Annotated in this window: 12 protein-coding genes and 1 pseudogene; all 13 read right to left on the reverse strand. The window is 63.0% G+C overall.

Annotated elements, in window-relative coordinates:
* Positions 1-66: 66 nt before the first annotated feature.
* Entirely contained in the window at positions 67-1,752 is a 1,686-nt protein-coding gene (locus tag Q1J79_RS08210; protein WP_300299097.1) for a hydantoinase B/oxoprolinase family protein, read from the reverse strand.
* Entirely contained in the window at positions 1,749-2,630 is an 882-nt protein-coding gene (locus Q1J79_RS08215) for an isocitrate lyase/PEP mutase family protein (protein ID WP_300299099.1), read from the reverse strand. Before Q1J79_RS08215 ends, Q1J79_RS08210 begins: the two co-directional genes overlap by 4 nt.
* The gene (locus Q1J79_RS08220) at positions 2,627-3,148 is read right to left on the reverse strand and encodes a 3-isopropylmalate dehydratase (RefSeq protein WP_300299101.1); all 522 of its coding nucleotides are present in this window, start codon (positions 3,146-3,148) and stop codon (positions 2,627-2,629) included. The genes Q1J79_RS08215 and Q1J79_RS08220 overlap by 4 nt, the downstream gene beginning before the upstream one ends.
* The gene (locus Q1J79_RS08225; protein WP_300299103.1) at positions 3,145-4,428 is read right to left on the reverse strand and encodes a 3-isopropylmalate dehydratase large subunit; all 1,284 of its coding nucleotides are present in this window, start codon (positions 4,426-4,428) and stop codon (positions 3,145-3,147) included. Before Q1J79_RS08225 ends, Q1J79_RS08220 begins: the two co-directional genes overlap by 4 nt.
* A 1-nt stretch (position 4,429) precedes the next feature.
* Complete coding sequence (locus Q1J79_RS08230) at positions 4,430-5,131, reverse strand: ABC transporter ATP-binding protein (protein ID WP_300299177.1); 702 nt, start codon at positions 5,129-5,131, stop codon at positions 4,430-4,432.
* On the reverse strand, positions 5,124-5,876 hold the full coding sequence (locus Q1J79_RS08235) for an ABC transporter ATP-binding protein (RefSeq protein ID WP_300299105.1): 753 nt from the start codon (positions 5,874-5,876) through the stop codon (positions 5,124-5,126). The genes Q1J79_RS08230 and Q1J79_RS08235 overlap by 8 nt, the downstream gene beginning before the upstream one ends.
* Positions 5,869-6,837, reverse strand: coding sequence for a branched-chain amino acid ABC transporter permease (locus Q1J79_RS08240; protein ID WP_300299107.1), 969 nt, complete (start codon positions 6,835-6,837; stop codon positions 5,869-5,871). The genes Q1J79_RS08235 and Q1J79_RS08240 overlap by 8 nt, the downstream gene beginning before the upstream one ends.
* A gap of 17 nt (positions 6,838-6,854) precedes the next feature.
* Positions 6,855-7,727 (reverse strand): branched-chain amino acid ABC transporter permease, encoded by an 873-nt coding sequence (locus Q1J79_RS08245; RefSeq protein WP_300299109.1) that lies wholly within the window; start codon positions 7,725-7,727, stop codon positions 6,855-6,857.
* 55 nt (positions 7,728-7,782) lie between these two features.
* The gene (locus Q1J79_RS08250) at positions 7,783-9,018 is read right to left on the reverse strand and encodes an ABC transporter substrate-binding protein (RefSeq protein ID WP_300299111.1); all 1,236 of its coding nucleotides are present in this window, start codon (positions 9,016-9,018) and stop codon (positions 7,783-7,785) included.
* Positions 9,015-9,815, reverse strand: a complete 801-nt coding sequence (locus Q1J79_RS08255) for a GntR family transcriptional regulator (protein ID WP_300299113.1) — start codon at positions 9,813-9,815, stop codon at positions 9,015-9,017. The genes Q1J79_RS08250 and Q1J79_RS08255 overlap by 4 nt, the downstream gene beginning before the upstream one ends.
* 188 nt (positions 9,816-10,003) lie before the next feature.
* Positions 10,004-10,801, reverse strand: coding sequence for an SDR family NAD(P)-dependent oxidoreductase (locus Q1J79_RS08260; RefSeq protein ID WP_300299115.1), 798 nt, complete (start codon positions 10,799-10,801; stop codon positions 10,004-10,006).
* Positions 10,802-11,496: 695 nt separating this feature from the next.
* Complete coding sequence (locus tag Q1J79_RS08265) at positions 11,497-11,799, reverse strand: cysteine peptidase family C39 domain-containing protein (RefSeq protein ID WP_367182972.1); 303 nt, start codon at positions 11,797-11,799, stop codon at positions 11,497-11,499.
* A gap of 165 nt (positions 11,800-11,964) precedes the next feature.
* A pseudogene (locus tag Q1J79_RS08270) lies at positions 11,965-12,473 on the reverse strand (hypothetical protein); the annotation flags it as partial.

The following is a 12,473-nucleotide window of genomic DNA, read 5'->3' on the forward strand; positions in this document are numbered from 1 at the left end:
AGACGTCGGTGAAGGTGCCGCCGACATCGACGCCAACGGCAAAACGCGGGATGGTAGTCTGGTCGGTCATTCCGCGGCCTCCTTGGCATTGCGACCATAATCGCGGGCAACACCCTCTTCGGTGACATAACCGAGCCGCAGATCCTCTGCGATGTGCTCAGGCTTGCGCTCCGATGGCGGACCGTAGCCGCCGCCGCCCGGCGTCTCGAGGCGGATGCGCTCGCCTTTCTTCAGCTTGGCATCGTGAAGTTTGGATACCATGGCCGGTTCAGCAGCCTTGCCATCCTTGGGGTAAAAGAAGCGGTTGCGCTGCGCGGCATGGCCGCCCAGAACGCCGGCGGGCGCATATTTGCCGCGTTCGCCAAACAGGAAGAGGTCAGCCTCTTCTTCCAGCAGCTCGATCTCGTAGACCGCGCCAAGCCCGCCACGATTGCGACCGGCGCCGCCGCTATCGGCCCGCAGGCTCCATTCGGTGAACATCACCGGATAGGCCGCCTCCAGGATTTCCAGCGGCGGAATTGTCGCCATTGAAATCGGCGCATTGCCGTGATTGAGGCCATCGCCCTGCGGGTGGCCGCCATGGCCGCCACCAAAGAAGCTGAACATCACCCAGCGCCGGCCATCCTTGCGATGGCCCGCCAACGACAGCGCGTTGATCGTGCCATAGGCGCAGCCGTTGACCCGCTCGGGCGCGATCTGGGCGAAGGCCTGGAAGATCACATCGATGACGCGCAGGATCGTTTCGGTATAGCCACCGACCGGCTTGGGCGCCTTCACGCTGATCAGGCTGGTTTCGGGGATGACGAATTTCACCGGCTCGAGCACGCCGGAATTGGCCGGCACGTCCGGGAAGATGTGCTTGATCGCCACGTAACAGGCGGCAATGGCGGTGGAGCGCGCGATATTGAGCGGCCCGGCACAGGCCGGCGAGGTGCGCGAGAAATCCAGCGTCAGCGTCTCGCCCTCGATCACCACTTCCAGACCGATACGCAGGGGCTCGTCGCGGATGCCGTCGTTGTCGAGGAAGTCCTCGGCGGCATAGCGGCCATCGGGCAGTTCGCGCAGCAGGCGGCGGAACTGGATGGCGGCGCGCTTTTTCAGTTCGGCCAGCGCCTCGGCCACGGTGGCATCGCCATATTCGTCCAGCAGGGCATGCAGGCGTCTGGCGCCAAGATCGAGCGCATTCACCTGGCCGTTCATGTCGCCGTAGAGGCTGTCCGGCAGACGGGTATTGGCGCGCAGGATATCCACCACGTCCTGCCGCAATTGGCCGGCGGCGTAGAGCTTCACCGGCGGAATCACCATGCCTTCCTGGAAGGCTTCGGTGGCGACAGGATTGTAATTGCCCGGCACGTTGCCGCCGACATCATGCCAGTGCCCCACCGAGGCCAGGTAGCAGAACACCCTGCCATCGCGGAAAAACGGCCGCACCAGCTTGAAATCGCTTAAGTGCGTGCCGCCGTCGTAGGGATCATTGAAAATGTAGACGTCGCCATCCTGCAGGTTGCCGTCCTTTGCCGCCTTGTCGATCACGGCCTTCACGGCGAAGGCCATGGCGCCGACGAAGATCGGCAGGCCGGATTTGCCCTGCACCAGCGTTTCGCCGGTGGTTGCGTGATACAGGCCGTGGCTGGCATCATGCGCCTCGGCGATGATCGGATTGAAGGCGGAGCGGAACAGGGTGGCGTCCATTTCGTCGGCGACCTGTTCCAGCCGGCCTTTCAGCACGGCAAGGGTGATGGGATCGATCATGGCCGGTCCTCGTAACGGGAGGGATCATACTGGCGGCCCTGGGCCAGCAACTCTGGCGTGCCGATCAGGGCGTTGAGGGCAGCGAAATCCAGCATCTGATCTCGGAACGGCGCGGTGGTGCCATTCTGTTTCAACGATGCAAAATAGGCGGTCATGCAATGGGCCAGCGCGCGGGTCAGGCCGCCGGGGAAGATCACTAGGCGATAGCCGATCTCGGCCAGTTCCGCAGCCGAGAGCAAAGGCGTCTTGCCGCCTTCCACCATGTTGGCCAGCAGCGGCACGCGGTTGCCGAAGCGACTGGTGATGGTGCGCATCTCGTCCACGCTATGCGGCGCTTCGACGAACAGCATGTCGCAACCGGCTTCCATGTAGCGCGCGGCCCGCTCCATGGCAGCATCGAAGCCTTCCACGGCGATGGCGTCGGTGCGGGCGACGATCAGCGTCTGGTCGGATATCCTGGCATCCAGTGCCGCCTTGATCTTGCCGACCATCTCGGCCGGCGACACCAGCGTCTTGCCGTCCAGATGGCCGCAACGCTTCGGGCTGGCCTGGTCCTCGAGCTGGATGCCGGCGGCGCCGTTGCGCTCGAACAGTCGCACGGTGCGCTGCACGTTCAGTGCGTTGCCAAAACCGGTATCGGCATCGACGATGATGTCGGTCTCGACCCGCTCGCGGATCGCCCCCAGCGTATCGGCCACCTCCGTCATCGACACCAGCCCGATATCCGAGCGGCCGAAACGGGTATAGGCGATGCTGGCGCCGGACAGATAGAGCGCCTCGAAGCCCGCCTGGGCGGCGACCAATGCGCTCAGGCCATCATAGACACCCGGTGCGACGACAATTCCGCCGCCCCGCAGACGTTCGCGCAGCTTACTCATGCCTGCGCCTCCTTTGACCGTTGAACTTTCAGTTTCTTTTCCAGATGCGGCAACAGGCCGCCATCGGCGATCATCTGCAGCAGATGCGCCGGCAGCGGTTCGCAGGCATAGGTCTTGCCGGTTTCGATATCGCGCAGCTCGGCGCGGGCGGCATCCACCGCCAGCACGCTGTCGGCGCGGATCTTGCCAGCTTCCGGACAGACCAGCGCCAGCAGGCCCAGATTGAGGGCATTGCGATAGAAGATGCCGGCAAAGCTCGGCGCCACCACGGCGCCGGCACCAAGCTCGCGGAGCGCCATCACCGCCTGCTCGCGCGACGAACCCATGCCGAAATTGCGCCCGCCCACCACGATATCGCCGGGCTTCATCTCTTTGGCGAAGCGCGGCTCCACCGCTTCCAGGCAATGCTTCGCCAGATCGACCAGCGGGCTTTTCATGTACGGGCCCGGCGCCAGCACGTCGGTATCGATATTGTCGCCGAATTTCCAGACCCGACCGGTCTTGTTTGCCGCCGTCATGACAGGAAATCCCGCGGATCGGCGATGCGACCGGCCACGGCCGAGGCCGCGACGGTATAGGGCGAGCCAAGATAAACCTTTGACGAGCCCGCGCCCATGCGGCCCTTGAAGTTGCGCGCCGTGGAGGCGATGCAGGTCTCGTTCTCGGCCAGCACGCCGGCACCATAACCGGCACAGGCCCCACAGCCGGACGACAGCAGGATGGCGCCAGCCTCAGTCAGCGTCGCCAGCGTGCCATCGGCAGCAGCCTCCGCCGTGGTGCGCGCCGAGGCCGGCGCGATCAACAGCCGCGTGCCGCCGGCAACCTTGCGGCCCTTCAGCACGCTGGCCGCCATGCGCAGGTCATTGATCTTGGCGCCCGTGCAGGCGCCGATATAAGCCTGATCGACGACCACGCTCTTATGCTCCGTAACGGCCGCGCTGTTGGCCGGGCTGTGCGGCGCCGCCACCATGGGCGGCAGCCCGGCGGCGTCGAAATCATGGCGTTCGGTGACAACGGCGCCCTCGTCCGTCTGCCACGCGGCGAGATCGATGTCGGACGCGGGTACGCCGACACCCAACAGGTACTCCTTCGTCATGGCATCGGGCGCGATCAGGCCGGCCTGGGCGCCAAGCTCGGCCGCCATGTTGGACAGCGTCATGCGCTCCTGCATCGACAGCCCGGCAATGGTGTCGCCGGCATATTGGATCGCCTGGTAGCGGCCGCCGTCCATGCCGAGCCTGGCGCACATGGCCAGGATCATGTCCTTGGCCACCACGCCGGGGCCGAGCTTGCCGGTCCAGTGCAGCAGGATGGTTTCGGGCACACGCAGCCAGATTTCGCCGGTCACCAGCACACCGCACATCTCGGTGGCGCCGACGCCGAACATATAGGCCCCGAAGGCGCCCCCAGTAGGCGAATGGCTGTCGCCGCCGACCACGAACATGCCCGGCCGCAGATGGCCACGCTCGGGCAGCACCACATGGCAGATGCCTTGCATATCATGGAACTTGCTCACGCCGGCCGCCTTCACCCATTTGCGGGTCAGGTCGAGAATGCCGGCGCTTTCGGCATCCACGGCCGGCACGTAGTGATCGGAGATCACCACCACGCGATCGGGGTTCCACAGTTTCGCCTGCAGCCGCTCCAGCATCGGCGCCACGCGGCGCGGTCCGCCGGAATCATGCATCATCGCGAGATCGACCTTGGCCGTGACCACCTCGCCCGGCCGCACGGATGGTAATCCGGCGGCACGGGCAACCAGTTTCTCGGCGAGAGTCATGGGGGGCATGCCAGTCATGTCACATCCCCAGATACGAGGTCTTCAGCCCCGGATCGTTCATCAGTTCGGCGGCCGGGCCGGACAACGCGATGACCCCATGCTCAAGCACGAAGGCGCGATGGGCGATAGCCAGCGACTGCACCACATTCTGCTCGACCAGCAGGATAGAGAGGCCGTCTTGGTTAAGTTTTTGGATCAGACTAAACATCTCTTCCACCAGCAGCGGCGACAGGCCAAGCGATGGTTCGTCGAGAATCAGTAATTCCGGATCGGCCATCAGACCGCGGCCGATCGCCAGCATCTGCTGCTCACCGCCCGACAAGGTGCCGGCCAGTTGATCCATGCGCTCTTTCAGGCGCGGGAATATGCCATATACCCGCTCCAGATTGACGGCCCGATTGCCGCGCCCACGGCGGTAGCTGCCGAGTTCGAGATTTTCCTGCACGCTCAAGTTTGGGAAAACTCGACGCCCCTCCGGCACCTGCACCAGGCCGGCCGCGACAATGCGGTCGGCACTGGCGCCGCTGATATCCTGATCCATGAAGCGGATTTCGCCCGCCATCGGCCGGTACAGGCCGGACAGGTTGTTGTTTAGCGTCGATTTGCCGACGCCATTGGCGCCCAACAGCGCGACAATCTCACCCTTCGCCAGATCGAGATCGACGCCGCGCAGCACCGCGACTTCGCCATAGCCGGCCTGCAAGCCTCTCACCTCAAGCATGACGCGCCTGCGCCTGCTGGGCTTGCATACGCCCCGCCGCTCCATGGCCGAGATAGGCCTCGATCACCTGCGGATCGGCGGCAATCTGCGCCGGCGTGCCGCTGGCAATCAGGCTGCCATTGTTCAGCACCCAGGCATGGTCGGATAGGTTCATCACCGCACGCATGACATGCTCGATCAGCAGGATGGTAATGCCGGACTTCCGGATGCCGCGGATGACCGGAATGATCTCGTCGATCTCGGCCGGGTTAAGGCCGGCCATCACCTCATCGAGCAGCAGCAGCTTGGGATCAGTGGCCAAGGCCTTGGCCAGTTCCAGACGCTTACGACCAGCCACAGTCAGGGCTGCAGCCGGCTTGTCGAGCTGGGGGCCTAGGCCAACACGGTGGGCGATCGCTTCAGCATGTTCTAGGGCAGCGCGGCGGCTGGCACGATGCAGATGGGCACCGACGGCAATATTTTCTCGTACATTCAGACCGGCGAAGGGTTGTACGATCTGGAAGGTGCGCGCGACACCGAGCAGGCAGATTTCCTCCGGCGTCAGGCCAACCAGCGAGCGACCTTCGAAACAAATATCGCCGCTATCAGGCTTATGAAATCCCGATATCTGGGCGAAGATCGTGGTCTTTCCCGCGCCGTTGGGGCCGATCAGCGCAGAGAGGCTGCCTGCCTGGATGGTGAAACTGACATCGTTGGTGGCAATCAGGCCACCGAAACGCTTGGCCAGATTTTTGATCTCAAGCATGAGCGCCCCGCTTGAACAGGCGACGCAGGATACCGGTACCGAAATTCACCTTGCCGAGGCCGAACAACCCGTTCGGCAGGAATAAAACCATCATCACCAGCAGCAGGCCATACAGCACCAGATTGAGACCGGGTGCTTCACCAAAGACTATCCGGCCGATCTCAGCGATGGCATGCAGGGCGAAAGCCCCCAGTACGGGGCCGAAGATCGTGCCGAGGCCACCGATGATCGGCACCAGTAGCGCCTCGACAGACATCGCCGGACCATAAGCGATGTTGGGGTCGATATAGAGGAAAAGCTGTACATAGACCGCCCCGGCGCTGCCCGCGATGGCGCCGGAAGCCGTAATGGCCAGCAACTTGGTGGCGAAGGGGTCGACACCCAGGGCCCGGGCCGCATCCTCATTCTCGCGCACTGCCATCAGCCGGGCGCCGAAGCGGGCATTCTGCAGCCACCAGGTAAACAATAGCCCTGCGGCAACCAGCACAAGCAGCAGCCAGTAAAAGCCTGCCTTGGTCTCGAACTGCATCTGGGCCAGGCCGGGCTGCAACGGCACCAGCAACCCTACGCCGGCACCGGTGATGGTGAAGGTATTAGCGAGAATGCGGAACACCTCGGCAAAGGCCAGCGTCACCAGGGCGAAATAAGAACCGCGCAGGCCATAGCGGAACACCAGCCAGCCTGTGCCGGCGCCAACAACGCCGGCGGCAACGGCCGCCAGCACAAAGCCGCCCCAGGCATTCACGCCAAATTGAATCTGCAGCACCGCCGTGCAATAGGCGCCGGTGCCAAAGAACAGCGCATGACCAAAGGAGAACTGGCCACCATAGCCGCCCAGCAGATTCCAAGCCTGGCCCAGATAGGCATAAAACAGCGCCAGCGTCAGCCAGGTGAGCCAGAAATCCGAATGGATCACGAATGGCAGCGGCAGCAGAGCCGCAAAGAAAACCAGAATAGCCATCAGGTTGCGCATGTCTTTCAGGCCTTCTGACCCAGCAATCCGGTGGGCCGGAACAGCAGGACGATGATGAAAATCAGGAATATGCCGAGCTGGCCCAGGCTTTCGCCCAGGAACAGGCCGCCAAGACTTTCGGTCACTCCGATGATCAGGCCACCCAGCAGGGCACCGACGAAACTGCCCATGCCGCCAAGCACTACCACGGTGAAGGCAACCAGCACGAAGGCATGGCCGACCTGCGGGCTGACATAGAAGCTGGGCAGCAGCAGGCTGGCCGCGACGCCCAGGCAGGCGCAACCGATGCCAAACGACATGGCAAAGATATGCTCGACATTGATACCGACCAACTTCGCGCCCTGCCGCTCCTTGGCCAGCGCTCGGATGGCGCGGCCCAAATCGGTACGCGTCATCAGCAACCAAAGCAGCGCCGCGACCAGCAGCGCCCCCGCGAAGGCAATGACCTTGGGCACCGGAATAAAGGCAACGCCAAAATCCACCACCTCGAAGGAATATGGCGTTTCGATCGTGCGGGTGTCAGAGCGCCAGAAATACAGCGCCAGATTCTCGATCACCACCGACAGGCCCAGCGTGACCAGCAGGATGTTTTCATCCTTGCCGTGACCGGCGTGACCGATGACAAACCGCTGCAGTCCGTAGCCGATTCCGAACAGCGCCACGGCCGTAATCGGCAGCGCCAGATAAGGATCTATGCCGAACAGCGTGTAGAGGAAAAACACGCCATACAGCGCCAGCATCAGCAGCGCACCATGGGCAAAATTGATAATGTGCAACACGCCATAGATCAGGGTCAACCCAAGAGCGATCAACGCGTAGATCGCGCCGGTGGTAAGCCCGTTCAGAATCGCCGGCAGGAGGATGGATAATTCGAGCATACGGTCACGCGGTGTGCGGCGGGACCGGAATACCGGCCCCGCCACGGCTTGAGGATCAGACTTTCGGCGCCGGGAAAACCGGCTTGGCGTTGGCGAAGTCCTTCGGGAAGATCACCTTGATGTCCTTGTTCAGAATCTGGGTGTTCACCGGAGCCGCGCCGATATTCTGGCCGTTGACGAACTTGGTCGGGCCATAGGGCATGAAGTGATTGCCCCAGCCGGAAGCCGCCAGCGCCTGGGTTATCGCGCCGCGATCGGCCGAGGCGGCCCGTTCCAGGGCATCGGCCAGCAGGCGAACGCATTCGTGATTGAGGAAGACCTCATAAGAGAAGAACGCCTTCTCCGCTTCGACCTTCTTCTTCAGTTCCAGCGCCACCGGATTGCGCGGATCGAACCAGTGGTTGCAATCCATGATGTATTCCGCGGCGTCGGGGAATTCCTGCACGAAGCGGTACTGCGAGGCGGCGCCGCCAAGCACGGAGTAGATCGCCTTTGGACGCACCTTCTGCTGCCGCAGGGTGCGCGCCAGCAGCACGAATTCGTTGTAATAGTTTGACGGGATCAGCAGGTCCGGATTGCGCCCCTTGATCTTCAGCACGATGTTGTTGAAATCGCGCGTCGGGTTGGCATGCGAAATCGTCTCGAGAACCTCGAAACCCATGCCGGGCAGCTTTTCGTTCAAGGTCTTGGCCATGCCGGCACCGAAAGCGGATTCTTCGTGCACGATCATCACGGTCTTGGCCGGCTTGCCAGCCTGATTATTCAGTGCGACCAGGTTCTCGATGGCGGTGTCGACGATCTTGCCCAGACCCGGACCGAACCGGAAGGTATTGGTCAGGCCACGTGTGACCACCTGATCGACGACGCCGACATCGACGATATGCGGGATACCATGCTTGGCGGCCGCCTGGGTGGTGGCCAGCGCGATACCGGACGCGAAAGGCCCGACGATGGCCGCTGCGCCGGCCTCGTTCAGCTTTTCGACCTCGGCCGCGCCCACATCGGGCTTCGACTGCGCGTCGGCATAGATCGGCTCCAGCTTGGCGCCACCCATCGAGGCAATGCCGCCATTGGCATTGATCGTATCAATCGCCAGCTTGGCGCCGAGGCGACATTGCTGGCCCGACGGCGCCAAGGGGCCGGTCACCGGGTGCAGGATGCCGACCTTGATGGTCTTGGGCTGTGCCTTGAGGATGGCGGGGAAGCCACCGATTCCGGCAGCCGCAGTAACAGCGGTACCGGCCAGAAAGCGGCGGCGCGATACGCGAAATCCAGACTTCACAATCGTCATTTTCTTTTCTCCCTGCGGATGGAACGTGGCGACCTCTTTCCCCCTGTCGCCGGCGCCACGCGGGCCGACCAGGTATTCTGTTCCTCGCCGCGCACGCGATCGAGGCTCATGCGAAACTGGTAGCGATCCGGCCGGTAGAGGCCGATGATGTATTCCACTGGCCGCCCGGCGCTGTCCTGCACCACGCGGCTTATGCGCAGCAGAGGCGCACCAACCGCCGTTTTGAGCAACGGCGCCACGCGAGCATCGGCCAGCGTGGATGAAATGGTCTGCTCGGCACCGCCTATGGTGACCCCCGATTGCTCAAGCAGCGCGAGCAGCGGTTGATGCGCCAGCTCCTTGCGCGAGAATTTGCGACCGATATCGGCCGGCACATAGGTAGTGAGATACGAGAACGGCCCGATATCAAGCGAGCGCACGCGGATGGCGCGCTGCACTTCCTCGCCGGCCTTGATCTGCAGAGCGACCGCCACATCGGGCGGCGCTGCCTCATAGCCGAATTCAACCAAGTTGACCTGCGTCTTCAGCCCCATGGCCAGCAGGTTTTCCAGCAGGCCTTCCACGCCGGCGCGGATCGGCGGTGGCTCGTTGCGGGCAGCGACATGGGTGCCGCGGCCGCGGCCGCGGGTCACCAGGCCTTCCGCGGCCAGCTCGGCAAGCGCCCGCCGCGCCGTGATGCGCGAGACATTGAACTGACGGGTCAGTTCTTCCTCGCCCGGGACCAGCGCGCCGGGCAGCAATTTACCTTCGGCGATCTGGCTGCGCAGGATCAGGAATATCTGGTGATAAAGCGGCATCGGAAGCCGCTCGTTCAACATTGCCGCATTGCCTCGCATCGGACCCCACCGCAACAACTTTTCTATTGTTATACTAATAAGACATTTAAAACGGAGTCAATTACTGATTGACGCCGCCGCAACATTGGCGCGCGGACGATCTCGGACTGGGCGGGACGCGCCCCTGTGATGCTTCAGCTGGCGCGGCTTTAGCTATTCCGCCGGGCGCCACGCAGGGTGGGCAGGCCAATGCCGGTGGAATCGAAGCCACCATCGACCGCGATCACCTGGCCGGTGATGTAGCCGGCCTGGTCGCTGCACAGGAAATAGATGGCGTTGGCCAACTCGATCTCCAGGCCATAGCGGTTGAGCGGAATATGGTCGTGATAATCGGCGCGGATTTCAGGCGTATGCACCGCTTTGGCCATGGCGGTGTCGACCGGGCCGGGCGCCACGGCATTGACGCGGATGCCGTATTCTCCCAGCTCAGCGGATTGCTGCTTGGTGAGATGAGCGAGCCCTGCCTTGCTGGTACCGTAAGCGACACGCAGCGTCGAGGCACGCAGGCCGGAGATCGAGGTGATGTTGACGACGGCGCCGCCACCCTGGTCGCGCATGATCGGCGCGACGGCCTGGGTCATCAGGAACGGCCCAGTGAGATTCGTGGCCATGACACGCTGCCAGTCCTCCAGCGTCACCTCCAGAATCGGCTTGAAGATGGCGATGCCTGCATTATTGACCAGCGCGTCGATGCGGCCGAAGCGCGCCTGCACTTCATGCACCGCCGCCTGTACCGCGACCGGACTGGAGACATCGGCTTCCAGCGCCAGCGTGCGTTCAGGCCGCTCCAGAGCAGCGACGGCGGCGCGCAAGGTGTCCCCCAGGATGTCAAGCATGGCGACGCGCCAGCCCTCGGACAGGAATTTCGTCGCCGTCGCAAGGCCCAGGCCGCGGGCCGCCCCGGTGACAAGAACGACCTGCTCTTTGTTGCTGTTCGCATCACTCATGGCCCGCTTCGCTCCCTGGCGCGTGACTGATTCTCGTTATGAGGTCGAGCCTAACCTGCCAGACAGGCGCGGGACCAGAGCCGGGGCTGGAAGCGGCCCTCGCCCGCATGACGGACAACCGACACAAACATCTTCATGTTTTGCGCCATTCCAACTATATGCGACTTCGCAAGATAGAGCCGGGCGCCTGGGGTTTACCCCGTCTGAACTGGTGAAGATTGCAGACATGCTCGACATGCCGCCGGACCAATTGGCCCGGCCAAATCCACCCTGCTGGGAGCAGCCCAAGGCGGCCCGCAAACCTTCGGCCCACTAAGCAAACCGGACATCGGTCGGATACGATGGAAATGAGTTAGGCCGGATTTTCGTCTAAGTCTTTGGAAGAAATGGCGCGCTCGAAGAGATTCGAACTCCTGACCCCCAGATTCGTAGTCTCCAGTTCCGGTCAGGATTTTAATGGTGTTTATCAATGTTCCCGTTTTGTTCTTGAATTGCCAATCAGTGACTTAAATATCGAGTGAAAAACTTCTGCGCCTGAACTATCGCTCTCGTAGGCTTTCGCTGCGATAGCGGGAAATCGGCGACAGCAGATGTCGATCACTCGGTGCCGATCTGTCTTGATCTCAGCCGTCAGGGACATGCCGGCACCGAGCGCCATCCGCCGCCCCTCGACCTCGATCCAGTCGCGCTCCAGCTCAACCCGTATGGGTAAGATCAACCCCTTTTTCTCGTCCGCCACGGAGGGCGGCAAGCACCACAAAGCTACCGCCCTTCAGGCAGGCGATCGCCGGCAACGGCGTACTGGCCAGATGCTGCCAGCCCGTCACCACCTTGCGAATTTTGAGATCGAGATCGCGCCCGGCACGGACGACGCCGATGGCGGTAGCAGCCGTATCGTGGCGGCCGTAACGGTGCAGCAGCTGGCCGGCATCGACCGGGCGCCCGAGGATGCGGGCGATCCAACGCAAGGCAGAGCAGGTCACTGTCCGGTGCCGCACTGACGCCGGCCTCGCTACCTACCGGCGACGGTTTCTCCGACGCGATATCCAAATCGCCCCCCGAACCTGCCTTCAGCTCAACCTCGTTGCCGGCCAAACCACCTGCAAGCATCGGCGGCTGCACAAAAACTATCAGAGATTGAGGGTCAGCTGCCAGTAAACGCCTCATGCCCAGGTTGTGGCAAAGACCGGCGCCAGATCGTTGGCGACCTGGCTGTCGAGCACCAGTTGGCCAACCGGCGGCGCGCTGTAGGAGGCCATGGCGTTCACCAGCGCCTGAACATCGGTGGCCGCAAGGCTGTGGTTACCGTCGGCGGTTTCGATGCTATCGACCCGTCGCGAAGCGTCGCTGTACCAGTCCTTCAGCAGGACGCTGCTGGCGGTTTCGCCGATCACGTCGATCTTCAGGTCGTTGCCCGACTGGCTGAACCAGAGCTGATCGTACGATACGCCAGATGTGAACTTGACGATATCCGTCACGCCCGCGTCAGTGATGCCCGATTGCACGATGCTGTCGATGCCATCGCCACGGCCGATCAGGTAAGTATCGCTGCCATCTCCGCCGGTCAATGTATCGTTGCCGCCGCCCCCCTTCAGCTCGTTGGCCGACGCGCTGCCGGTGAGGGTATCGGCATGGCTCGAGCCCCAGACATTGGCCGCGCCCCAGCTTGCCG

Source organism: Ferrovibrio sp. (genome assembly GCF_029255545.1).
GTDB lineage: Bacteria > Pseudomonadota > Alphaproteobacteria > Ferrovibrionales > Ferrovibrionaceae > Ferrovibrio.